General features: G+C 40.6%; 19 protein-coding genes and 1 pseudogene. 16 read left to right on the plus strand and 4 right to left on the minus strand.

Annotated elements, in window-relative coordinates; genetic code table 11:
- Window positions 1-1,650 (plus strand): annotated as a pseudogene (locus tag CDG77_RS15835) (bifunctional DNA primase/helicase); the annotation flags it as partial.
- 3 nt (window positions 1,651-1,653) lie between these two features.
- On the opposite strand, the gene CDG77_RS38550 reads toward CDG77_RS15835, so the two are convergent.
- Complete coding sequence (locus tag CDG77_RS38550; RefSeq protein WP_262985160.1) at window positions 1,654-1,785, minus strand: hypothetical protein; 132 nt, start codon at window positions 1,783-1,785, stop codon at window positions 1,654-1,656.
- Between the two features lie 37 nt (window positions 1,786-1,822).
- Window positions 1,823-2,473, minus strand: a complete 651-nt coding sequence (locus CDG77_RS15840) for a tyrosine-type recombinase/integrase (RefSeq protein WP_094330310.1) — start codon at window positions 2,471-2,473, stop codon at window positions 1,823-1,825.
- A 632-nt stretch (window positions 2,474-3,105) separates the two neighbouring features.
- On the opposite strand from CDG77_RS15840, the gene CDG77_RS35505 reads away from it, so the two are divergent.
- Both CDG77_RS35505 and CDG77_RS36545 read left to right on the plus strand, forming a co-directional pair.
- Complete coding sequence (locus tag CDG77_RS35505; protein WP_143855489.1) at window positions 3,106-3,342, plus strand: hypothetical protein; 237 nt, start codon at window positions 3,106-3,108, stop codon at window positions 3,340-3,342.
- A 785-nt stretch (window positions 3,343-4,127) separates the two neighbouring features.
- Window positions 4,128-4,304 carry a hypothetical protein gene (locus tag CDG77_RS36545; protein WP_189525012.1) on the plus strand — a complete coding sequence of 59 codons (177 nt, stop codon included), beginning with the start codon at window positions 4,128-4,130 and terminating at the stop codon, window positions 4,302-4,304.
- A gap of 29 nt (window positions 4,305-4,333) precedes the next feature.
- Here the strand turns inward: CDG77_RS36545 and CDG77_RS15850 are convergent, their stop codons facing one another.
- The gene (locus tag CDG77_RS15850) at window positions 4,334-5,011 is read right to left on the minus strand and encodes a hypothetical protein (protein ID WP_094330312.1); all 678 of its coding nucleotides are present in this window, start codon (window positions 5,009-5,011) and stop codon (window positions 4,334-4,336) included.
- Between the two features lie 741 nt (window positions 5,012-5,752).
- Between CDG77_RS15850 and CDG77_RS15855 the strand changes: the two genes are divergently transcribed.
- From CDG77_RS15855 to CDG77_RS15915, 13 genes are all read left to right on the plus strand, one after another.
- The gene (locus tag CDG77_RS15855) at window positions 5,753-6,343 is read left to right on the plus strand and encodes a hypothetical protein (protein ID WP_094330313.1); all 591 of its coding nucleotides are present in this window, start codon (window positions 5,753-5,755) and stop codon (window positions 6,341-6,343) included.
- A gap of 83 nt (window positions 6,344-6,426) precedes the next feature.
- On the plus strand, window positions 6,427-6,756 hold the full coding sequence (locus tag CDG77_RS15860) for a hypothetical protein (RefSeq protein ID WP_094330314.1): 330 nt from the start codon (window positions 6,427-6,429) through the stop codon (window positions 6,754-6,756).
- Window positions 6,757-6,781: 25 nt separating this feature from the next.
- Entirely contained in the window at window positions 6,782-9,601 is a 2,820-nt protein-coding gene (locus tag CDG77_RS15865; protein ID WP_094330315.1) for a hypothetical protein, read from the plus strand.
- Window positions 9,602-10,312 (plus strand): hypothetical protein, encoded by a 711-nt coding sequence (locus CDG77_RS15870; RefSeq protein ID WP_094330316.1) that lies wholly within the window; start codon window positions 9,602-9,604, stop codon window positions 10,310-10,312.
- Between the two features lie 6 nt (window positions 10,313-10,318).
- Entirely contained in the window at window positions 10,319-11,539 is a 1,221-nt protein-coding gene (locus tag CDG77_RS15875; RefSeq protein ID WP_223269825.1) for a hypothetical protein, read from the plus strand.
- Between the two features lie 147 nt (window positions 11,540-11,686).
- Window positions 11,687-12,478 carry a hypothetical protein gene (locus tag CDG77_RS15880; protein ID WP_094330317.1) on the plus strand — a complete coding sequence of 264 codons (792 nt, stop codon included), beginning with the start codon at window positions 11,687-11,689 and terminating at the stop codon, window positions 12,476-12,478.
- Entirely contained in the window at window positions 12,475-14,034 is a 1,560-nt protein-coding gene (locus CDG77_RS15885; RefSeq protein WP_094330318.1) for a TrbI/VirB10 family protein, read from the plus strand. The genes CDG77_RS15880 and CDG77_RS15885 overlap by 4 nt, the downstream gene beginning before the upstream one ends.
- Window positions 14,031-14,786, plus strand: coding sequence for a hypothetical protein (locus CDG77_RS15890; protein ID WP_094330319.1), 756 nt, complete (start codon window positions 14,031-14,033; stop codon window positions 14,784-14,786). Before CDG77_RS15885 ends, CDG77_RS15890 begins: the two co-directional genes overlap by 4 nt.
- Entirely contained in the window at window positions 14,783-15,973 is a 1,191-nt protein-coding gene (locus CDG77_RS15895; protein ID WP_094330320.1) for a hypothetical protein, read from the plus strand. The genes CDG77_RS15890 and CDG77_RS15895 overlap by 4 nt, the downstream gene beginning before the upstream one ends.
- 148 nt (window positions 15,974-16,121) lie before the next feature.
- Complete coding sequence (locus CDG77_RS15900) at window positions 16,122-17,159, plus strand: type IV secretory system conjugative DNA transfer family protein (RefSeq protein ID WP_094330321.1); 1,038 nt, start codon at window positions 16,122-16,124, stop codon at window positions 17,157-17,159.
- Between the two features lie 4 nt (window positions 17,160-17,163).
- On the plus strand, window positions 17,164-17,652 hold the full coding sequence (locus CDG77_RS15905; protein WP_094330322.1) for a relaxase/mobilization nuclease domain-containing protein: 489 nt from the start codon (window positions 17,164-17,166) through the stop codon (window positions 17,650-17,652).
- 46 nt (window positions 17,653-17,698) lie between these two features.
- Window positions 17,699-21,184 (plus strand): DUF3854 domain-containing protein, encoded by a 3,486-nt coding sequence (locus CDG77_RS15910; protein WP_094330323.1) that lies wholly within the window; start codon window positions 17,699-17,701, stop codon window positions 21,182-21,184.
- Window positions 21,185-21,427: 243 nt separating this feature from the next.
- Complete coding sequence (locus tag CDG77_RS15915; protein ID WP_094330324.1) at window positions 21,428-22,204, plus strand: hypothetical protein; 777 nt, start codon at window positions 21,428-21,430, stop codon at window positions 22,202-22,204.
- Here the strand turns inward: CDG77_RS15915 and CDG77_RS15920 are convergent.
- Window positions 22,201-22,443: a hypothetical protein gene (locus tag CDG77_RS15920; RefSeq protein ID WP_094330325.1), complete on the minus strand. Its 243-nt coding sequence runs from the start codon at window positions 22,441-22,443 to the stop codon at window positions 22,201-22,203. The two genes, CDG77_RS15915 and CDG77_RS15920, sit on opposite strands and share 4 nt — an antisense overlap.
- Window positions 22,444-22,491 lie beyond the last annotated feature (48 nt).

Below are 22,491 nucleotides of genomic sequence, written 5' to 3' on the forward strand. Positions count from 1 at the left end.
TCTAACTCTGACAAATCCCATACATCCCAAAAATGGCGCATCTGGTCGGTTCATTCCGATAATTCTGGCAGTGATGAAAATGTCGCTTTCATCAAAGATATCACCAACGCCGTCAAAAACTTTGATGCCTTGTTCACCTCTCCCAGTCTCGGTACTGGTCTAGATATTTCGGAATATCATTTTGATGTTGTATTTGGTGTGTTTCACGGCGTTTCCCAAACCGCTACTGAGTGCGCTCAACAACTGTACCGCTATCGTCCAAAAGTCCCGTTTCATATTTGGGTGGCCCCGCGTCCTCCCTTCGGCTACCAAGATACAAACGCATCCAAGATTAAAGAGCGCTTGCTCCAAACCAATGAAATGACCGCTTTTCTGTTGCGGATTGACCGTCAAACAGGCAAGCGGGGCGCAGAGAAAGATTGGGCGCTTGAGGCTTACTGCCAAATTATGGCTAACCGCCACTATTCTCTCAATAATCTGCGTGATGATTTGCGATCGCTCCTCACCGAAATGGGCAATACATTTATATATGTGGGCAGTGATTCAGATCCTCAATCCCTTGAAAGTCTTAAAGCAGCAGCACAAGCTTTGGATCGTGCCCACAATTCGGCTGTTGCCAAGGCTAACAATATTACTTTGAGCGAGTACCGTGCCCGTCAGAGCAAAGATTACCTTGACCCTAATGAAATTTTTGAATGCGAAAAGTTCCGCATTTCTGATTCTTACGGCATCGAAGTAACCGAATCACTCGTAGAAATGGATAAAGGTGGTCGATTAATTAGAGCGATCGCTGGACTTGAGGCCATTTTAGCCCCACCCGAAGAATCGTTTACTGACCCCAAAACTGGGCAAACTTATCCTACCCCACCAACAATTGTCACCCAAAAAGACCGCACCGAGCGCGACAATCTACCTTTGTGCATCGACTGGGGCAATTATTCCGCACGGTGGCTGGCTAGATTTAACCTGGGACTGCATCAAATTCTCACTTCTTTAATGAAGGGTGATGAAGTTACCGCCGATGACCCCACTTTGCTCAAGATGACGGAGATCGCTATACATTGTGCTGCTCACGTCAAAGCAATTCTTGGGTTTACTATTCCCAGTGACTGTAAACCTATTTGGTTGCTGGCGACTTTACTAGAGCAGCTGGGGCTAAAGTTGACTTTCCGCAAGCAGGGCAAGCGCGGTCAACAGGTGAAACTTTTTTCTTTATCTAAAGAGGAATTAGAATTTGCTCAAGAGGTAATTGCTCATCGCGTGAAAAAGCGTAATCAAAAAGAAAATCGAACCTATTCTGCTGCTCAAACCCCTGCTGCGTATAGTGTAAACCCCAATCAGCAGGCCGTATCCACACCCCCCCCTGATGCTATAGGGAACTCCCATTGCCAGGGGGAGGATACTACCGAATTTGAGTTGCCTCCGACCGATCGCACTACCTTACTCCATTGTGTGGAAATGCTACGCTCTGGTATCAAGCAGGGGGTGGAGGCGATTAAGGGCATCCTTAAGCGATGGGTTGAGGATTTGCGCTGGGATACCGTGCTGGAACTTGAGGCGATCGCTCCTGATGAACTGCGACTTGTCGAGGCAGCAGTACCGGAATTTTACGCCTTGTTGAATGAAGAAGTGTTGCCAATGGAGGGATAAAGCCTACGCCGGGACTGAGCTACGTAAACCTAGAGCAATCTGTGCCTCATTTTTATCAGTGGCTATCGCTTGAAGTGTTACCGATGGAATTGTAAATGGCTTTTTGGGAAAATCCTTATAGTCTTTATCTGGCATAACTCCTGTCTAGATCGTCTTTGGTACATTTTCCGATCTAGAACTCTGTGAATAACTCTGTATGATTCTCATCTACCAAGTCATTTTTATTGCTGCTAACTGATGGCGGTGTCAGCATTGACAATGCCGCGATCGCACCCCGAACTTGCGACGCTTCCACGTCAAGATACTCTTGCAGTTGCTCCAAGCTTCGATGTCCGCTGATTTGCTGAATTACTCTCAGTGGAATTCGCGCATTGCTCATCAGCGTCAGTGCAGTTCTCCGGCAGCTGTGAGTACTTGCGCCTTCAATGTCTACTAGTTTGCACCCTCTCCGAAAAATCAGTGCCGCATAATCCTCATGCAAATGACCACGGCCCCAGCGTCCAGGAAAGAGATAACTATCACGAGAAACTTTGGGTTTATACAATTCCAGGTGATGCCGCAGTTCATCCAGCACAGGAATTGTACGAGTGGACAGCTTTCCCTTCGTGCTGCCTTTGCGAATATTCAGCTCTGGTCTGACTTTGTTTCTGCTGTCATAAACATCCTGAATTTTGAGGGTGACGCATTCGGAGACACGACAGGCAGTGTACAGCATCACTGCACCAAGTGTTCTATCCCGGACTGTGGTTAACCCCGAAGTAAACAAACGCCCGATTTCTTCCGGCGTTAGGACTTTTGCCTTCCCGTGACGGTCAATTTTCACCTTAGATGCACACTCCGCGATAGTTAATCATTATCGCCGATGCTCCCGTCTCAGGATTTATTTCGGTAAAAAAAAGTGTGGAACTAACTGTACTGCAATTGCAACAAGCCATCGACACGCCACTTGCGATCTGCTTTGCTGTTGCGCTCCGTGCAATCGCCGCAGCTTTCACCTGAAAGAGTAGTACGATCCAGATCCACGCCACACAACGAGCAATTAAGAACAAGGCTGGTATCTTTTTTTGTGGTTCCCCCTAAAAATCGGTGAAAAAATAAACTGAAAATTACTTTATAGTTAATAAGTAATACAACAGGTTAAAGAGCATACTCCTAAAAGTTAACTACACAAATATTACAGGTGTAGGTTTGGGTTAAAGAAAACGGGCAAAGGTGCTTATTTTAAGAAACTTGTACAAAATTTCCCCCTGCTTCAGTGCCAAATGAAGCCTTATCCGAATAGCCCGCTATTTAATCGCTATCACGCCATAAAACTATAGAGTCATTTTTAGTTTATTTTTTGAGAGTGTGTGACTTTAAGAAGATTTTGGACAGCTTTCGGAAGGAGAAGTTGGACAAGTTGTAAGCTGAAATACTTAAAACTCCGTTAAGGCATTAATCAAGCGATCGCTTTTTTTGGATAAAGAAAATGGACATAATAACAAAAATGGAAGAAGGAATTGGACACAAATCCACTTTAATACTACTCACAGGCCAACTTATCCCCCTAACTCGTGGGATTTCTTGCAAGCTTTGCGATCGCTTGCTGCCATCGGCATCACTATTACCAAAACCTTTATTTTACATACAGGCATAGAGTTTGAGCAGTTTAGTTTTTCTGTATGCTATTTTTTAGATGTTTTTGGAACGTAAACTTGGACATCCACTTTTGGAACGTAAACTTGGACAACCTGTCCAAAATCTTCTTCAAGTCACAGAGTGGTTTGATTCCTCTATAAAAAATTCTTCAAGAAATGGGTAAAACTTGCGTGCCAAAAACTCAAACTGTTCTGCAATTGATTCCGAACTTGTCCTGAATCAATTTTCAGGGTGAACGCCAAGATGCTCCCTGATGGCCGAAGGGACTTTAGCTGATTGCGAGTTAGTTTTTAATGTAATAAATTATACAATTAAAATAAAACTTTAACATCGAACGAAATCCCCATGCTGTATCATGATAATTGTCTAGGTAAATAAATATGTTATTGGCATCGCAAATTTTGCCTATTTACCTAGATGAGTATAATGCAGAAAGCTTTACTGCATAGCGATGCCTACAGTAATTATAATTGCGTAACACAAAGTGTTTTAGATTACAAAAAATACAGTAATACAGAGGGCATAAGGGAAGGCACAGACATCGTATGGCATGGTGTTCTGCAAATTCCCGCTCCTTTTAACACCCTCGATCTTGGCTCATATAAAGGATTAGTTTTTCAGAATCATAATTAAGTTTTTGCCGACCAATGGTCGGCAAATTGCGATTTTCATAGAGCGATCAGCTACGCTCTTGCGGTTACGCCATCCCTTAGTATAAGCATGAAGTAATCAATGACTGCAAAACTTAAGTATAAAAAACTACAAAATTTTGCTAAATAACTGATGTGCGTGAGCAAAACTATTTACTGGCTGAATTAACTTAGAAACGGCGATCGCTATTGACTGCGCTGCTCACATCAAAAATTTTGGGTTTCACTGTTCCCTCTGACCCCAAACCGATTTGGCTGGTGGTGCTGCAATGGGAAGCGATCGCTGCGCTGGACTATGCTGGACTATTTAGATATCTGTGGCTGGTGGTGCTGGAATGGGAAGTAATTGCGGAGGTTGAATTGTGATCTCTCTAACAACTAGTGCCTGATTTTTACTACGATTGCGTTTTCTTCCATTCGTCTACTGTTAAGCAAGTTTTCCCAGTGGGTATTAATCCTGTGGTTGCTGAGACACCGAAATTTTTCAGCGCATAATTTTCTACTTCTGCATCCTTAAAAGCCTGTTCCACTACCTTTTGCTTCTCTTCTTTTGACAAAACTTCAACTTTTACATTCTCTGGCGTAGGAGTAGTGCCTGTTTTCTTGAGCATGAAATTTTTCACATTGTACAAGCCTTCTTCTCGCGGCTTCCCTAAATTTAAGCACCCTCTTGATTTGACGAATAATCCTGTAGTCCAAAAATTTCTTACAAAGTCCTGTTTGTTAACAAATTGGACTCCATTCGCTCCCCACACATAGACAGGCTGGAAATACCCCTTAGTTCGAGGGATTTTGGTTTCGTTGCACCTTGTTCCGTTTTTGTACGGAGCGTTCCCGTCTCCGCATACCTTCCAAGTTATTCTATATAAGTTAGGTGTCTCTTCTACATATTGCCTTATTTGCTCCTGTACTTCCTTATCTTTTTGGCTTTGCTCATCATCACTTGCCGCCGCATAAGCCGGTTTTAAGTCATTCTCTGCCTGAGCAACCTTGTCCGCATTAGACTGGCAAGCTCCTAAGTATAGTCCTACACCTATTGAAACAAGTGCTGCAAATATTTTTCTTTTATTCATAAATACTCCAACAAATGATTATGAAAATTGTAAGAATTCAGCACCCAGAAGTCAGAAGCCAGAATTTAAAAGCAATGAGCGTATAACTATTCTATTGATTGAAAAGAATTCACTCTTCTGCAACATTCTGGCTCCTGACTCCTGAATTCTGACTCCTGACTGAAAATTAATTCCCAATTTCCTTGCTTGACCAAATATCTACTTCTAACAAATGCTGAAGTACAAGCTGCAAGTATTATACATATTTGTTCTATACATGCAATCAAGTTTTAACAGTTTTTAGTGATGATGCAAAACATGGTGAGGTATCGAAGGGAAAGTTCAATTTATGGAGAGCAGGGATACTTAAACAAGTCGGAAGTCGGAAGTCTGAAGTCGGAAGTACAGTTTTGTAACGAGGATTTTAATTAGGCTCTTAACTTAAACCCCCAAAGTTTGTTAAAGCTAATTTTGACGTTTTACATCATAAAAATAGTCAATAGTCAATCCCCCATATTTAGCACTTACTGAAGATGTTGCACAAAGATTTATACTAATTAATGATTAAGGATGTGAGTAGATCAAGCACAAAGACTGATAATACAAGAAAGAGATTTTTATCTACGTAGATTATTGCTGTTAGAAATGTTTATACAGTACTACAGTTCTGTTTTTTTCCGTACCAGGGTACGTGGATTTTGGGGTTGACTTATTTAAGAATGTGCCTATCCCTCAAGACATCGTTCAGGAGAACGAAAGCAGATGCGTACTGACTACGGATACCCAGATTTTGCTGCTTCAGCAACAGGAACACTTTTACCTGATTCTAAGAATGACAGGGCGAAAAAAGGCACACTCACACTGATGGGTGTGACTGGTGTGTTGATGATAGCAGAGATGTCCGTCCACAATATATTGATGGGTGGATTTATGATTGCGTCTGCCGTCGTAATTGCCTTGCCGAAACAGTCACAAGCATTATTTACTAACTTCGATAAACTACAAAGGAAGTATGGAATTAATCTCTATGCAGTGTTATTTGCGCTGTTAGCAGTAATTTGCCTAATTGATTTTGCGGCGGCTCCAGCTAATGCTCAGTTCTTCAATAATGCTCAAACTTGGATGACCACCACTTTTGGTAATGCCGGCAATGGACAAACAGCAGCAGTTATCGCGCTTTTTTTCAATGTATTAAGAGCTTTATTCCTATTATATGTTGGGATCAGTCTAGTTCGGATTATTCAATCTGCCCGGAATGATGAAGACTGGCAGACGCTAGCAAGAACTCCATTAATCATAGTTATGGCAGTTTTTGTTGGAGATTTAATTACTGGTTTGATTGTTCAGGTTTAGTAAGAAAGCTTTTTAAGTTATCAGTTATTGATAAATACGTATTTGAATTAATAGCTGATAACTCTTGATTAAATTCAGTAAATATGTCAAATAAACATGATTTTCGGACAGTAAATCGGATTTTAGGAGAAAGACCAAGACTAGGGCCATTCCCTGCCGATCAAATATTTGCCTGGACATTAATAGCAGTAGTCAATGTATTTATCTTTAATTATCTACTGAAAACAAGTTGGTTAGGTACTAGCTTAAGTATTGCTTGGGGATGGGCAACATGGTGGACAATTTCTACAAATAAAGACTTTTTCGGTAAATTCGTCAGCGTCCCTCGAATTAGTAGGGGATATATGAGATTTCAATCAATACAACAAAAACAGAAGTCGGAAGTCGTCAGAAAAATAAGTTCTAAGTTCTAGTTAAATTTCAGTTATTGGTAAAGTTATGCCAAATTCTTCTAAGAAAGTTAAAGATAAATTAGGTAAAGTCGCATTAGAAAAGGAGCAGATTAGTGTTGTGAAAATGCTCACTCCCTTTGAAGATATTATCCATTTAGCGGGGATTTGCGACCTCAACTTAGGAGGTAGGCAGGGCGTAGGCGCATTAATTCTTAAAAAAGGTGAAAATATTCAAATTAAATTCTGCTTTGATTGTTTAGGGATTCATCCGAATTTAGAATCATCGCAAATGCTGCCGATCTTTGAGGGGATAGAAGCGGGGCTAAAAGAAATTCCCGAAGGGGAAAACTTAACAATACATTTAGGTTCTTTTACGTCTGATTATCACCGACAAGAAGAACTGTCCAAGCTAGAGAGTAATTGTCAGATTGACCAATTAAAATTGTTAATACGTAGTGAAAGATTAAGGACTAAAAAACTAACCCAAAGTGGAGCTAGGAAGAATAAGTTTTTGAGACTATGGTGTACTTACACTGTTATTGATGACGATGAACGGTCTAAGGATTTTATAGAATCTCTGATTAGAAAATTAGAAAAGGGCTGGTTTCGCTTTACAGGTGAAATTCACGCCCATAACAATACTAGAATTGAAAATATTCTGCAAAATTCATTTAACGATGGATTTTTACAGTGGTCAGCTATCCTGGGCAACAAGATGAAGTTGGGGATTAGTGTTTTAAGTGCTGAAGAAATTTGGTCAACAATTTGGCAACAGCTTAATTACTCTACTCCTCCGGCAATCCCTAATCCATTAAAAATTGACCCAATAGATGGAATAGTAGAAACTCAGACGAGCGATTTTCACATCCGCCACCAGATGTTAGAGAATGAGGAGTCTGTGCCATTTTTCGATAGAAAATGGGTAAAACTACAAAATAAATATATTGGGGCGCTCAACTTCAGCCAAAAGCCAGGGGGGTGGTATGACGAGCAAGCTCAATTGCGATATCTGTGGGAGTTAATTTCTAGAGATAGTATTTCTGATACCGAGGTTATTTGTCAGGTAACAAAGGCAAATCAAACTATCTCTAAAACTAACTTACAAAGGATCACCAAGCAATCAATTACCAGCACTTCTTTATCTACAGAGAAAGGAAATATTGATGTCAAGTCAGGCATGAATATTGAAGAAGCGGTAGAGGCGCAGAAGACAATATATAAAGGTAGTGTAGTAGTGCATACCGCAGTTGCTTTTCTCGTCCACCGCCCAACCCCACGGGAATTAGACGAAGCTTGCCGATATCTTGCCAGCTATTTCTTGCGTCCGGCGGTAGTTGACCGGGAGATTGAATACGCCTGGAAGACATGGTTGCAGTGTTGCCCATTTGTTTGGGAGCCGTTGTTAACCAAGCCTTTTAACCGCCGACTGCCATATTTTAGTTCGGAAGCACCAGGGCTGATGCCATTGATTAGGACTGCCACAGGCGATCGCACTGGCTTTGAGCTAATCGCAGAAGAAGGCGGCACACCAGTACATCTAGACTTGTACCAGAATCATAAGAATTTGGCAGTCTTCGGCGCAACTCGTTCAGGTAAATCAGTGCTGGTGGCAGGTATTCTTACGCCGGCGCTTGCACAAGATATTCCGGTAGTGGCACTAGACTATCCCAAACCAGATGGTACATCCACTTTCACCGACTACACCAATCTGCTGGGTGAAAATGGGGCATACTTTGACATCTCCAAAGAATCAAACAATCTTTTTGAACTTCCTGATTTGCGCTCTCTGGATGCAGAACTGAGAAATGAGCGATTGAACGATTTTAAGGAATTTCTCAAATCAGTGCTGATGACAATGGTGATGGGGACGAGCATGATTGGTGTCAGTCCAACGATTACCACCAATATTGAGTCAATCATTGCTTTAGCTTTAAAAACATTTTTTAATGATGATGAAATTAAATCACGCTACAAGTCAGCAATACAAAATGGATTTGGGACTCAATATTGGAACGAGACTCCGACACTCAAAGATTTTTATAATTTTTGTTCTCCAGCTTTCATACAATTAGATTCTATTGCTAGTAAGAGTCAAGAGATTTCCGAAGCCTTAGAGCAAATCAGGCTGAGAATAAATTATTGGTTGAGTACCAGGGTAGGACAATCAATCTCACGCCCATCCAGTTTTAGAACTAATGCCAAATTGTTAGTATTCGCTTTACGTAATTTATCGAGTGAAGCTGATGCTGCCATACTCGCTCTTAGTGCATACTCTGCGGCATTACGTCGTGCATTATCATCAAAAGCTTCGATCTTCTTCCTTGATGAAGCGCCAATCTTATTCCAATTTGATGCGATAGCTTCGTTAATTGGGCGATTGTGTGCCAATGGTGCGAAGTCTGGTATCCGCGTCATCATCTCTGCCCAAGAACCAGAGACTATATATCAGAGCGCATCTGCACAAAAGATATTTGCCAATATCACCACACGTTTAGTAGGCAGGATTCAATCATCAGCTGTTGACCCGTTTATTGTTCGCTTTAAATATCCTATTGAAATCATCAGGGTCAATAGTACAGAAGCTTTTTATCCAAAAAAGTCGGGGATTTACTCTCAGTGGTTGCTTGATGATAACGGCAAGCTAACTTTCTGTCGCTATTATCCTGCCTACTGTTTATTAGCCTCAGTTGCTAATAATCCAAACGAGCAAGAATTACGCACTTTATTTCTCAAATACTATCAAGATAATCCTCTGCTTGGGTTAGTCAAATTTAGTGAGGATTATATCAGAATGATTCGGGGGGAAGAGTTATCAGAGTTAGCGAAGAATTTACTTTCAAAATCACATACAAGACAGGTAGCTTAAATGAAAAAGCGGACAATTGGGGTAATACTTTCTGCTACAGTTGGCAGTTTATTGATAGCAGCACCTAGCTATGGCATCAGCATCAACGATTTTTTTAGTTCTATCGGATCGGATCTTCAAGGAGAAGTTTCGGAAATTCAAGCATGGGCCAAGGGTGAGATTAACAGTGCTTGGGGTGACATCAAAGAAAATGCTAATGCGGCAATTGATAGTTCTATTGGACAATTGGGTGCGCCTGACCCAATTGCTTCGGCTGAACAATTGAAAAATACGCTCAAGGATGATTATTCTTATCCTGTCGCCCAAGAAAAAGCACAGAAGCTAGAGCGTGAATTGACGCTTGGCTCGATTGCCAGCGTGATTGGAAAAAAAGGACAGCAGCAAACTCAAGAAAAAATTGATACTACTGCACAAATCGCTAAACTTGCAAAAGGTATTGCTGATGAGGCGCAGAATATGGACGCTTCTCAGAATGTTCTCAAAGCGATGGCTGCTCAGAACGGCTTAATTGTGTCAATGTTGGCACAGCAGCGTACTGATTCTTTATTAGCCCGACAGGACAATGCTTATTCTAACTTGATGCTAACGCAAGTAGCGGAGCATCTTGATTCCCAAAGGCAAAAGGAGAACTCCCAAGAAGATGGCAGATTGTCTCTAGTACATGAAGTCGTACTTAATGCACGGTTAAATGCGACATCTGCTGACGACTAAAGGTTTATGAAGAAGAATTCAGAACTCAGGAGCGGAGCAGGAGTTGCTCCGCCTCCGATCAGAATTGCTGCATTAATTCTGTACGAGTGGTTGATAAATATTGGTCAAAAAAGGATATTAACTATGTACTATTTATTAGCCAAACTAGATGGTGGCGATTTAGCTGATTTAGCAAAAGAAAATTCAGCTTCAGTAGCGAAAGGATTTGACGAATTGTGGGTTAATACTCTTGATGGAGGCGTATACTGGGCAGTTTGTGACGTTGGTGCTTTATTCGCTATAGCAACACTAACTTTCTTTGTCGTTGAATGGACAAAAAAAATGATGGCGGGGGAAGAACAAAGAGCTTATACAGATTTTATTTGGCCGTTAATAGTAATTCTTTTGCTATCTAATAACGGAAAAATTTTAGGTAATTCAACATTAGGAATTAGGAACTATATTAATAATGTAAACAATATAGTTCTTAGTAAGGCGGCGGCAGGAATTGATCTCAAGAAAGCATACGAAAGTGCATTAGGGACTGAAGCTGCACGTAGCGCTATCGGACTAGCTGTTAGTAAGTGCAAAAATTCATCCTTAAGTCAACAAGAGCAGATAAACTGTTTAACAAAAGCGAAGGAAGATTTAACGAAGACATATCCCGATAAATTTAATAAAAATAATGGGGTATTTTCTTGGTTTATCGATGCGATTGATGGCGCTATCGATTCTTACAAGGACGTAGCTCAAGGAAAAGCTACAGTTACAGATGTAATTATGTCTCCGATTAATGCCTTTGTCGGGTCGGCGATAACAGACGTAATTACTATCATTCTAGTCGGGATGAATGGGGCTTATCAATGGGGAATTGAACTGACTATGCTCGTAACAGCACTGCTGGGGCCTGTAGCTGTTGGTGGTTCTCTGCTCCCTTACGGAGCTAAATCAATCTACAGTTGGTTAGTAGGATATTTCAGTATAGGTTTTGGCAAGCTCTGCTTCAATATCATTGTTGGCTTCGCTGGGCAATTAGTCGCTGATTCTAAATCTTATCAGCCAATGTTCTTCCTATTTACAATTGGTATAATTGCGCCATTCTTAGCTACAGGTTTAGCGGCTGGTGGTGGCATTTCTGTTTTAGTTCAAATTAATAAAGCTGCTGAAACTTATAGTTCAATTGCCATTGAGGTTGCTAAAGGTGTTGCTACTAAAGGTGGTAGTTTAGTCGGAAAATTAGCTAAATAAAACGTAAGAATTCAGCACTCAGGATTCAGAAGCCAGAATTTAAAAGTAATGAGTGCATAAATCTTCTATTGATTGAAAAGAATTCACTCTTCTTCTCTAATATTCTGACTCCTGGATTCTGACTCCTGAATTCTGACAATAAAACCTATGCTGAATCAAAAAAGTAAAACTCAACCCAGAGAACCATTACAACTACTTAGTTACAACAAATACGTGACAACACGAGTAGGAATAATCTCTTTAGTTGGGTTTTCAATGGCGGGATTTTCCCTCTTATTACAATTTCTCAATTATGGGGCAATCAGCATACTAAATCAAAAGCAATTAGCCCTGGTACAATTATCATCAGGTGAGACGATTTCCGCTAGGGCAGTAGACCCAGGGCAACGCTCTGATGAAGTGATTAGAAAGTTTATTTCTGATACCTTCATTAAGATGTTTAATTGGGATGGGATAGTACAAGTTTTCAATGAAAAAGGCGAACCTATTACTAAACAAGATACTGGGGTAGAAGTAGGCAAGATTAATAATAAATCTAATAGCCGAGTCACAAGTAAAGCTTATGATGCTGCCTTTGCTTTGAGTGAAAATGGAGGATTTAGAGCCGCATTTCTGAAAAAATTAGCCTCAATTACTCCCACGGGCATATTCAATGGTGATACGCAAGTATCTTTAATCCCTAGATTTATTTCACAGCCACGGCAACTCAGAGATGGAAAATGGGAAATAGATTTTATTGGAACGCTGGTAACTTTTGAACGTAGTGATAATTCCGGCAAAGGGATTACTTTTAATAAAACCATTACACTTTCATCAATTTCTAATCCAGAGTATATCCCAGCTAATACTAGCGAATTAGCTAAGAAAATCTATGCCACCCGGAGAGCCGGATTAGAAATTACCGAAATTGTCGATTTAAATTTGGGCAAAAGAAAATGAGTAAAGAGAATAATAAAAATGGGTCTGTATCGACTTTAGAGGATTTGCTGAATCTAGATGATGCTAATAAAACTAATGGTAAAAAAGCACCAGAACCGGAAAGTTTATTAGTAGCGACTAAGCACACAATTGTCACTTCTCCTTGGTCAAGACTAGCAATAATTGCTGTCCCTTTTGGAGTTGGATTTTTAGCAATATTTTTGATGCTCAATGGTGTTTTCAATCCCGCACCAGCACCAAAGATTGGTCTGAAAACGCAGGAAATACCGACCACTGAACAAGCCCAAGAAAGTGATGAGGGAGACGGTGATGCGCGTGCAAAACTCGCTCTATCGGATCAAGAAGATGAGTTAGGTCGCATTAACAAAAATAAATTTGACCAACCAGCGCCAGTACCAGTTTCAGTAAACCAAAAGGTCGTGCCATCTAGCCCACTATCTCCACAACCAGCGCCACGGACTGTTCAAAATACACAACCACGTCGCGTAACTCAGACTGCACCACAACCGATTAGAACCTACACTCCGCCACCAACACGCACGAGTTTTTCTCCAAGACCATCTATATCTGCACGGACACTCACGCCCCAAGATCCCCTTGAGCAATTGAACAAACTTCGTAGCATTGGTTCTTATGGCAAAATCGCCTACACCGAAACTAGCACCAGTAAACAATCTTCATTAGATCCATATCTTGCTCAAGCTCAAGCAATTCAAAATCAACCGAATGAACAAACAGATACAAACAATTTTGACCAAACCACGCCGCAAAACTCAAGCGAGTCGATTGAAAAGATCCGCCCCAGGTGGCAAGCAACTTCTAAAGTTAACAAGATTACTTTAGCTAACAATTATTTACCTCAAGAAAGCCAAATTCTCCAAGGTAAACAAACTCGCTACCTTACCGTTGGCACTTTTGCTAGTGGTGTCCTTGTTACATCTTTAGTTCAAGCCACAGTTAATAATTCAGGGCAGACACAGACAGAAACACTAACCTCTAAGAACACTAGGTCTGTTGCTAGACTGCAAGAGGATTTACGCGATAACTATGGGCAAGTGGCAATCCCAAAAGGAACAATGTTTGCAGTCGAGTTAGGTTCGGTTGATGGCGGCAGTTACGCTGTCGCTTATGTCAGAGCGATCATCAAAGATAATACAGAATATCCTATTTCTGCGGGTGCGATTTCCGTGACAGGAGTTGGTGGTAGACCCCTAATAGCTCGAAGATTTCAGGACAGGGGTGGCGATATTGCACGAAATGACTTGTTTGGCGGTGCTGTGTCTGCATTAGGGAAGGTTGGGGAGATTATGAACCAACCGGATAGTGAAGAAGAAATTTCTGATGAATTCACAGGCAGGATTCGCAAACGTAGTAGTGGCAATCAGCGCAATCTCACAGGTGCGTTAATGTCAGGGTTTTTTGGTCAAGTTAGCCAAAACATCAGCCAACGTAATCAACGTAATACTCAAGAAATTACTTCTCGCCCTAATACTTGGTTTATTCCACAGGGAACCAAAGTCACTTTTAATGTAAATCGTTCTTTGGAGTTGCCATGAAAAGCGTAATTAACACAGTTATAAGCGGCACTCTAGCGTTGGCGATTGCGCTGACTCCAATATCCACAATTGCCGCCCCAGTCGTGCGTACCATCTTTCAATCAATGGCTAGTGGGAGGCAGGCCAAACTACAAACTATCAACGTCTGGAATGGTCACGGTGTAGCAATTTCTTTCTATGAAATTGGCGAGACAATTAAAAAAGTCTGGTTAGATGATCCGTCGCAAATTCTGCTTGACACAGATGGTTGTTTAGAGGGACTGGATCAGAATTGCTCTAGCCCCGGTGCTGGGCTGATTCATCTGCGACGGATCTTGAGAGTAAACATTCCCGGAATACCGCAAACATCTACCACTTTGTTAACAGTAATTACGCAGTCATCCTCTGGTGAACGCAAGACTTACAGTTTTCGACTAGCAACAAGTAATGGCACTCCTAAATATAGTCAGGTGGCGATCAAGGCTGATGTGGCACGAGAACAAACAACCCCAAAACCTCAATTGCAATCATTAGTTAAAACACAGCAAACAATTAACCAAATTCGAGGCGGTATTGTTGTCGCTATTAAAAGTGGATGGATTCTTCAGCAAGATGAACTACACCAGCGCTTGCAAAAGTTAATCGGTTATTTACAAGCAGGTGATGACATTTCTACTGCTGCTAATAAGGCTTCTATCTCTCAAGAGTTAGTTAACAAATTAATTGCTTTGAGTAAGAGTTCTGATAATTTAACGCAAGGTAATGGCTTATGAAATCATCTTTACGACCCAATAAAAACGCCTTACGTTACTTCATTTTTTTTGGTTTAGTAGGTAGCTTATTGATTCATAGTTTCATAAGATATGGGCTATTGAATCAAGTTGTAGGCTTTTTGCTGCCCAAGGCTTCAGCACAAGTACCCGTTATCAATTCTCCTAATGGGTTTACTCCTGATTGGTCGCGTTTCAAATTCAGTGACATGATTATTTCTCTTAGCGGCAGTGTTACCTACCCAGGCACAAGAGGTACAGAAACTAGAACCTGGACGGCAGGACAAAGCATTAGCGAGTTTATGGAACTGGGAGATTTTCAAACACCTCAATTAGCAATAGAAAATTTAAATCTTTCAACCATAGCTTCAGTACAAGGAATCAATTTAAGTAGGTTAACATTAGATGATTTTCAATTAACAAGATGGCAGACTTTACCATCTTTAACCGAAGCGATCCCTGGCTTAGGTAATAGAAATGTCACAAGTGTTAAACCTGTCAACGATTTTTTGAGAAGATTTGGAATTACTGGGGGCACAATAGGTAACGCCAGCCAAAATTCTCGTTTACGTGACGTTCCATTAGGAAGAGTAATAAATTTAAAAAATTACTCACTAACATCTATTTCCGACATTCAAAACACATCTATTAATAGATTTGAGAATTGGCAAGACTCCAAAATTAATGGAGTACCTGGACTATCAACTTTGACATGGGATAACCTACCAGGACTGGGAACACTTGACCTTTCATTTGTTGCCAAAGTTGATCTGCCATTGGGAGATATTGAGGCTAACCGTACCCGCTCTATATCTGGTAGCTATCAAGATGGCTTTAACGTTCCCTGTCTACAAAACAATTGCGCTCATACAGAAATGTCCGGCATTGGTGAGACTACTGGAACACAGTGGATATCCGGGAAATTCCAAAAGGTTAATGGTGGATTTGGCATTTTAAAAGCTCTTAATGATGGTAAAGAGCCTACTGGTCGAAACCCCTTTGGCTCCAGCTTTAAGCAAGTTGTTTGGAATATTTATGAAGGCAGTGGAAAGGTGGAGACTACTATGTTTTTCCGCATCTGTAAAACTATACCCTTCATTGGTCGCACTTGCAGCCCCTACTTCATTGGGCCTGTACCTTTTATTGAGTACCAAGAGAAAGACCCTATCGTTCTTGGTCAACCAGAATAGGGTGTTGGGGGTAGGGTGTTGGGTGTAGGGAAGACGGTATTGGTGGGGGCAAGTGACCCACTGGTTATTGAGGCTAATTCTTCCCCTATACCCCACACCCTACACCCTGCCCCTTCGGGGCTTGGTCAACCCAATTCTCTACCTTAAAATGAGCAAATCTTTCAAAATAAATAACGCTAATCCTCAAGGATTTCGATTTGAGCAATTACAAAATCATAATGACGCAATTGGCAAGTATACTCACTCTCTTTTCACCCCCAATGGACTAACAGTTTTGTCTTTACTTGGTGCTTATATTTTGATGAGGGTATTTTTTGGCGATGGTAACAAGAAGAAAATTGCTACCTCTTATTGGGGTGGAGCTAAAGAAACTGCTACTGCTCAGAAAAAAGCCATCTTGCAAATTGCCAATCCCCAATGTGAGAGTGCGGCACTTTACATTGGTAAGCATCAAAGAAAAGGTGGTGGCACTACTTTTTATATTCCTGATGTGCAACGGGGTACGGCAGTCATCGGCGCTCCCGGTAGTGGTAAAACATTCAGCGCGATCAACCCGATGATTTACTCGGCTATCGATCAGGAATTTCCATGTATAGTTTATGACTTTAAATACCCTTCTCAAGCGAAAGTTGCTGCCTACGCCAAATACAAGGGCTATGATGTTCACATTTTTGCACCGGGATTCCCTGAATCTGAAGTCTGCAATCCTTTAGATTTTCTCCGGGATAGTAGTGATGAAGAGATTAAGTACAAGCAAAAAAGCCGTTCTACTGGTAGTAAAAATAATAGCACGAGCATCAGCGACCAAGAGAAAACGAGAAAGCTTTTTGAACCGGCTCAATTTCTGAAGTTAATTGCTGGTAAATGCGTTTTCATTAACCCTACTTATGCTAATAAAAAGGAAGGTTCAGTTCCACTGTTGAAAACTATTAAAATTTCTCAGACTCTCAAAAATATTGAGAAATACAATCAACTAAAATGGGCGAGAATTGTTAGTTTACTAGCTAGGAGAAGTACGCAGAAATTTCCCTCTGAGCAAGATTTAGCTTTGCGAGTTAAGCAAGTTGAGTTACGCTTTCCCATTCCCCAAAATCCTCAAGCTGTTTCTAATAATCCCGGTCTGACATCAAAAAACGTTGGCAGCATGGTTAATCAAGACCAAGTTCCTTCTGATATCGGGTTTTAATATTATGAAAATGACTATTGAAGAATTGAAGATTGATAATTTTGACTTAATTAAAACTTTATCTCAACAGTATATTCTCGCTAATGGTAGTTTCATTGACATTAATATTCCTCCAACTCAAATCATTGAGAATTTTAATACCTTGTCTGGGACTAGACCAAGACTTAAGAGTTTGGGAATCTATATTGTCATCAGTTTGAAAAATATTTATATTCACCTAAGTCAACAATTATGTATTCAAATTGTTAATCAATATATTCATGGTATTGGCTGGTATGATTTGCAATACATTTGTTTTTTTGATATTAATCCAAGTAACGTTTACATTCATATTATTTTTAATCGGGTTACTCCCCAAGGTAAGCTCATTGATATCAAATACTTGGGGGCTAACTGGCAACAATATGAGGTTTTACGTCAATCTTGTTCTCGGATCTTAGAAAACCCTGCTAATAATAAATATTTACATAAACGCTGCAACTGTTGTCCATAAGTAAGAGTACATCACAATGCACAGTATATAAATAACTAACAAAAATATGTTTGATGAACGACATTTGCAACTTACTTCTGCCTACGCTAGAGCTAGTCAGCATTTTATTAGAGCTTTTATTTATCCTTTAGGAGAGTTTATTTACAAATCAATAGAATCAGCTATTGATTTAAAATGTCGAATTGAAATAGGGGAAGAAACTTATTTTCTTACTCCTGATGAGGATGGTGGCTGGAAATGGTCTTCCTGTAACTTTGAAGGTGTAACAGATGAGGAAATAGAACAAGTAGAAGAGATAATGGCATATTTATTGCCTAAACTTCTTCCCGGCAGTAATGATATAACACCGTCGAATTTTCCTCCTGAGCCTGATTTACCTCCAGTTTTACCTAACCCCAATTCCCCCTTAATTCTTCCGCCTTCTGCCACATCTGTTGAGTTTTTAACTATACAGATGTGGCAAAACACCCAGGAATATCTACCTATTCAAGACCAAGATAATCTAGGTTTAAATGCTTCCATCCATAGAAATGTTTTTTTTACAGTTGAAAGCGCCAACAATGGCATAAGTAGTAAAAAACTTGAGCGACAAAATACTCAAGATATCCCGCCTCACCCAGAACATATTGATCCGCAACATTGGCACGAACTCGTAGTAGGCAGCGCGATCGCACCAGAAATTGCACATCTCAACTTCTCTAGTCTTCATTTTAGCTATGTCGGTGGCGAACATGAAGCTTGGGAACGGCTGATGATCAGCGACAAACTCTCACGTACAAATACAGGTAGCCTCTCTATTAGGCTTTTAGAACTCTATTCTCACCTAGATGCAGGTGGCTGGTGGTGTAATTCAGGGGTAGACCCGCGCACATTTGCTAATCTTACCCCTGGTGAGCAACCTCAAATTAAAGAATGGGGATGTTATAAGCCAAACCGCCCCAGACCCAAAACCGTGAAAAAAGATGGGTTCACTGTTGCGGTTGAAGGCAAGTTCATTAAATATGAGCATCCACCATCAGTTGATTTGAGTATTTTCTTGCTAGATGTCCCAGGCATGATTGCCCAAAATATTTACTCAAAAGCTGGAGTAAACCCCAGCGATAGCGATCGCTTGAGTGGTTTTTGGTATTGTGTGTATAAACACAATATTCCACTCGTCATTACAGAGGGGGCGAAGAAGGCGGCTAGTCTGTTAAGCCAAGGTCACGCAGCCATCGGGCTACCGGGAATTTCCTCCGGCTATCGCTCACCGAAAAACGAGTGGGGCAAGAAAATTGGTGATTCCTATCTGGCTGATGAGTTAGCTGTTTTCGCAACTTCTGGTAGAGTTTTCAAAATCTGCTTTGATTATGAAACGAAGCCTGAAACTAAGCTCAATATCCAAAGAGATATTTGGAAAACAGGAAGCTTATTACAAGAATTTGGTGCTGTCGTGAAAGTAGTAACGCTGCCAGGGCCGGATAAAGGTGTAGATGATTTTATAGTTTCACAAGGAAAAGAAGCTTTTGAAAAGTTATCTGCCGGGGCTATATCTCTAGAGGAGTGGCATCAAAATCAACTTGATAATTTACGTTTTACTATCAAGCTCAAGGATGGCACAGTCAAAAAAATTGATCAACAAAAAGGAGACTCTACTATGATAGATGATCCCGAATTAGAAGCAAACATTGGTGTATTTAAAAAAAGTCGTGCTAAATCACCTATTGACCCTGGTTCACAGATTATAGATATAAAAGTTATTGATTCAGACATTATCCATATAGATGTTGCCCCGGAGCTAGCCCAACCAACTGAAACTCCTGTAACTAGTTCTTCTTGGGCTAAAAAAGAAAATGTTACAGTTTATGAGCCTAATTTTTTTAGAAAGCGCCTAGAAGCTAGCGAGAATAAACAAATAGCTTTTGCTGCTTATACTTTGTTAAAAAAGTATGGTGTTGAGGCTAAAGATGAACAACAGCAGACTAGTGGCAAAATCTACCATGCTGATGCTTTTGTAATCAAGAATCATGGTGCTGATAAATACAGTATCTATCGTCGTCATGATGATATAGAGTTAATGACTTTTCAAGCTGATAAATGGGGACACGTAGGCAAGATTAAACTTTCTTACACAGAAATAGAGTCTGAGCCAAAAATTTGGGGAGAAAAACAAATTAACATTCTGCCTATTGAAAGGCAGGAGTTTTTGTTAGTGGCTGACTACCTGAAAGCTGGTAAAGAATTGCCCTCTGTTGATGAAGACCCTCGCAAAATAGCTTCTGTCGTTGGTTCAGTCTCTCCTAAAGGCACACACAATATTTTAGAAAGTTTCAAAGAAAACGAGGTATTAAAAATACTCACACAAAGTATTACTAGCTTCGAGAAAGACGACTTAACCTTGGGCAATTACCGGATTATTTTTCGGCAAACTAGTGACAATACATCTACTCTGCAATTACTCAAAACTGAACACAATGGTACAAATCGGGAAGCTGTTCGCTTTCAGTTTGAGAAAACTGACACTGGTATGACTCATCAAGTCCAAGCGATGGCTATCACTGAAGCTGATTTGGAGAAGTTAAGACTGTTGGCTCAAAAACTGCATATTAATTACAAAGCATTATTTGGCAACCCGACAGACACCCGTGACATCGACTTGCCCGTTCACCCCGAAATTAACCGTAATTTAAACGATGATCAGTCACACCAATCTACTCAATCTACGCCCAACGCACCAGATCGCAAGACACAATCAAACCCACAAGGAGTAAGCTCTAATTCTCCAAAACAACAGAACGCTGTATCACACTCAACTACACCTAATAGCACAACACCATCACAACCAACAAAACGACCCAATTTTTCTTCTAACTTAGATAACGCTGTGCTACCACTACATCCAGTTTTAAAACAATATTGGGAGCAGTTAGAAAAAGATGGTTCAAGTCATGAGACTGTAGCGCAAGGACATTTAGAATTTCAATCTAAAATTCAGCAAACTGGAAAATTAACTGTTGGTGAACAGCGTGAACTCTACCAGCAGATTCAAAATCTTGCCTGGAGTGAAATCAATCACTTTCGGCGTACTGATATTGTGCTTCCACCATTAGCCCACATTGTTAATGATTTGCGATCGCACGTTCAAAAAGAAGCACAACCACAGTTTGATTCTGACCCAAAGCGTGATACACCCGTGTCTCTCCATCCTGACATCGCCTCTCATTGGCACGATTTAGAAACTAATAAAACTTGGTCTAGTGTTGCCAATCAGTACAACAACCCTTTACGGGAAAAACTTGTCACTACTGGCAAGCTGACTATTGGGGAGCAACGTGAACTTTACCAAAAAATTCTTCTTCAAAGTCAATTCGAGCAGCAGAACATTGGGCAAACGAATATCTCACTTCCTCCTTTGAGTGATGTGATTCAGGATTTGCTCAATACTCGTAGCCAGGTTATTAACAATACCTATACGCCCAAGGTTGAAGTACATTCTCAAAAATCTCACACTCCACCACAACCTACTACTAATTCACAGGAATTAGAATTATGAAAAGGAGTCAGAATTCAGGAGTCAGGAGTCAGAATACTCCATGTCTGTTCGCGCAGAGTCTCCAAGAGTTTGTCGGGGGCTTTAGACCATGATTCAGACGCTATCTAAGAGACGCTAAAAGCGTAGCAAGATCCCCGTAGGGGTACACGCACTCGCTTGCCGCCGGCACTATCTACTAAATCGATTCAGAATTCAGAATTGAATTCTGGCTCCTGACTCCTGAATTCTTCTTTGGTAATACCTATGCAATCTAGCTCAGTAGCCGAAACCATCACTATCATCAACTGCAACAGTGGCTTTTCTGACAACCAAATGGCGTACAGACTGGCACTGATGATGGAGAAATACTCACCCTCACCGTCAATAACCCCCGCACTAGACCCCACACAGCGCGAAAATCTTATTGGTGAGGTAAGAAATACTCTAGACCTGTCCCGAAATGCTCAAACTACTGAAGATTACAGGCAATCCCTTAAGGAAAAATACTACCAAGAGTACGCTCAAAAATTTGGTTTAAATAAATCCGAGGAAACACCTGATATAGATAATTCAACAAGAGTTGAAGATTTGATCAATGAAAAGAAAAAGACATTCTTGCAGCAGATATTAGAAACTAAAGGGCGCAAACTGCCTTTTGTTGACAGCCAACAGTCAAAATCGGTTGAGAGTGAAAATGATGAGGTTGTTAAAAAGTCTCTTATTCCTGCACTAATGAATATTATCGTTACAAAGGGACAAGATACTATTGGCGGTCGGGTCTATGAAGGTATGGCTTATCAATTAAATTTGTTGATGAGAGAAGGTATGCAGCGTCTGACTGTTTGGCGCAAAAGTGATAATCAATCGGCTTTTAGTGCTTATAAAGTAGAAGAAGAGGAAGAATACAAGGTCATACACAATCACCTTTCACCACAAGAAACACAAAAGCTGATCAACTTTGATATAAGAGTGCAACAACAACAGCCACCGCCACAGCAACAGCAAAACGAGCGTTCTCCTGACGGACCAGAGTTAGATTAAGTAAAATATCCGACAAACAACCCAAGAATGTACGCACTTACTAAAACATATCGCTTAGTCACCCGCTCGAATTGTGACCAGGGCGAGATGATGACAGCTAATACTATGTAAAACAATGCTTGTAGAAAATCGTTGTGCCCCAGTTTGATGATTGCCGCTATCATCAAAGCCACAAAAATTAGAAATTCCACTCCTGTTTCAATCCTGTCCCAAAGTTTCACATCATATAGGTAACGCATCTTGTAACCTCTTTTAGAAGTCGGAAGTCAGAAGTCGGAAGTCAGAAA

The sequence above is a fragment of the Nostoc sp. 'Peltigera membranacea cyanobiont' 213 genome, from assembly GCF_002245975.1.
Classification (GTDB): Bacteria; Cyanobacteriota; Cyanobacteriia; order Cyanobacteriales; family Nostocaceae; genus Nostoc.

Excerpts from the sequence above, each read along its gene's own strand:
- CDG77_RS15885 (WP_094330318.1), top strand. The coding sequence starts at position 12,475 with ATGAGTAAAGAGAATAATAAAAATGGGTCTGTATCGACTTTAGAGGAT.
- CDG77_RS15900 (WP_094330321.1), top strand. The coding sequence starts at position 16,122 with ATGAGCAAATCTTTCAAAATAAATAACGCTAATCCTCAAGGATTTCGA.
- CDG77_RS15870 (WP_094330316.1), top strand. The coding sequence starts at position 9,602 with ATGAAAAAGCGGACAATTGGGGTAATACTTTCTGCTACAGTTGGCAGT.
- CDG77_RS15905 (WP_094330322.1), top strand. The coding sequence starts at position 17,164 with ATGAAAATGACTATTGAAGAATTGAAGATTGATAATTTTGACTTAATT.
- CDG77_RS15890 (WP_094330319.1), top strand. The coding sequence starts at position 14,031 with ATGAAAAGCGTAATTAACACAGTTATAAGCGGCACTCTAGCGTTGGCG.
- CDG77_RS15860 (WP_094330314.1), top strand. The coding sequence starts at position 6,427 with ATGTCAAATAAACATGATTTTCGGACAGTAAATCGGATTTTAGGAGAA.
- CDG77_RS15880 (WP_094330317.1), top strand. The coding sequence starts at position 11,687 with ATGCTGAATCAAAAAAGTAAAACTCAACCCAGAGAACCATTACAACTA.
- CDG77_RS15865 (WP_094330315.1), top strand. The coding sequence starts at position 6,782 with ATGCCAAATTCTTCTAAGAAAGTTAAAGATAAATTAGGTAAAGTCGCA.
- CDG77_RS15910 (WP_094330323.1), top strand. The coding sequence starts at position 17,699 with ATGTTTGATGAACGACATTTGCAACTTACTTCTGCCTACGCTAGAGCT.
- CDG77_RS15920 (WP_094330325.1), bottom strand. The coding sequence starts at position 22,443 with ATGCGTTACCTATATGATGTGAAACTTTGGGACAGGATTGAAACAGGA.
- CDG77_RS15850 (WP_094330312.1), bottom strand. The coding sequence starts at position 5,011 with ATGAATAAAAGAAAAATATTTGCAGCACTTGTTTCAATAGGTGTAGGA.
- CDG77_RS38550 (WP_262985160.1), bottom strand. The coding sequence starts at position 1,785 with ATGCCAGATAAAGACTATAAGGATTTTCCCAAAAAGCCATTTACAATT.
- CDG77_RS15915 (WP_094330324.1), top strand. The coding sequence starts at position 21,428 with ATGCAATCTAGCTCAGTAGCCGAAACCATCACTATCATCAACTGCAAC.
- CDG77_RS15855 (WP_094330313.1), top strand. The coding sequence starts at position 5,753 with ATGCGTACTGACTACGGATACCCAGATTTTGCTGCTTCAGCAACAGGA.
- CDG77_RS15875 (WP_223269825.1), top strand. The coding sequence starts at position 10,319 with ATGAAGAAGAATTCAGAACTCAGGAGCGGAGCAGGAGTTGCTCCGCCT.
- CDG77_RS15895 (WP_094330320.1), top strand. The coding sequence starts at position 14,783 with ATGAAATCATCTTTACGACCCAATAAAAACGCCTTACGTTACTTCATT.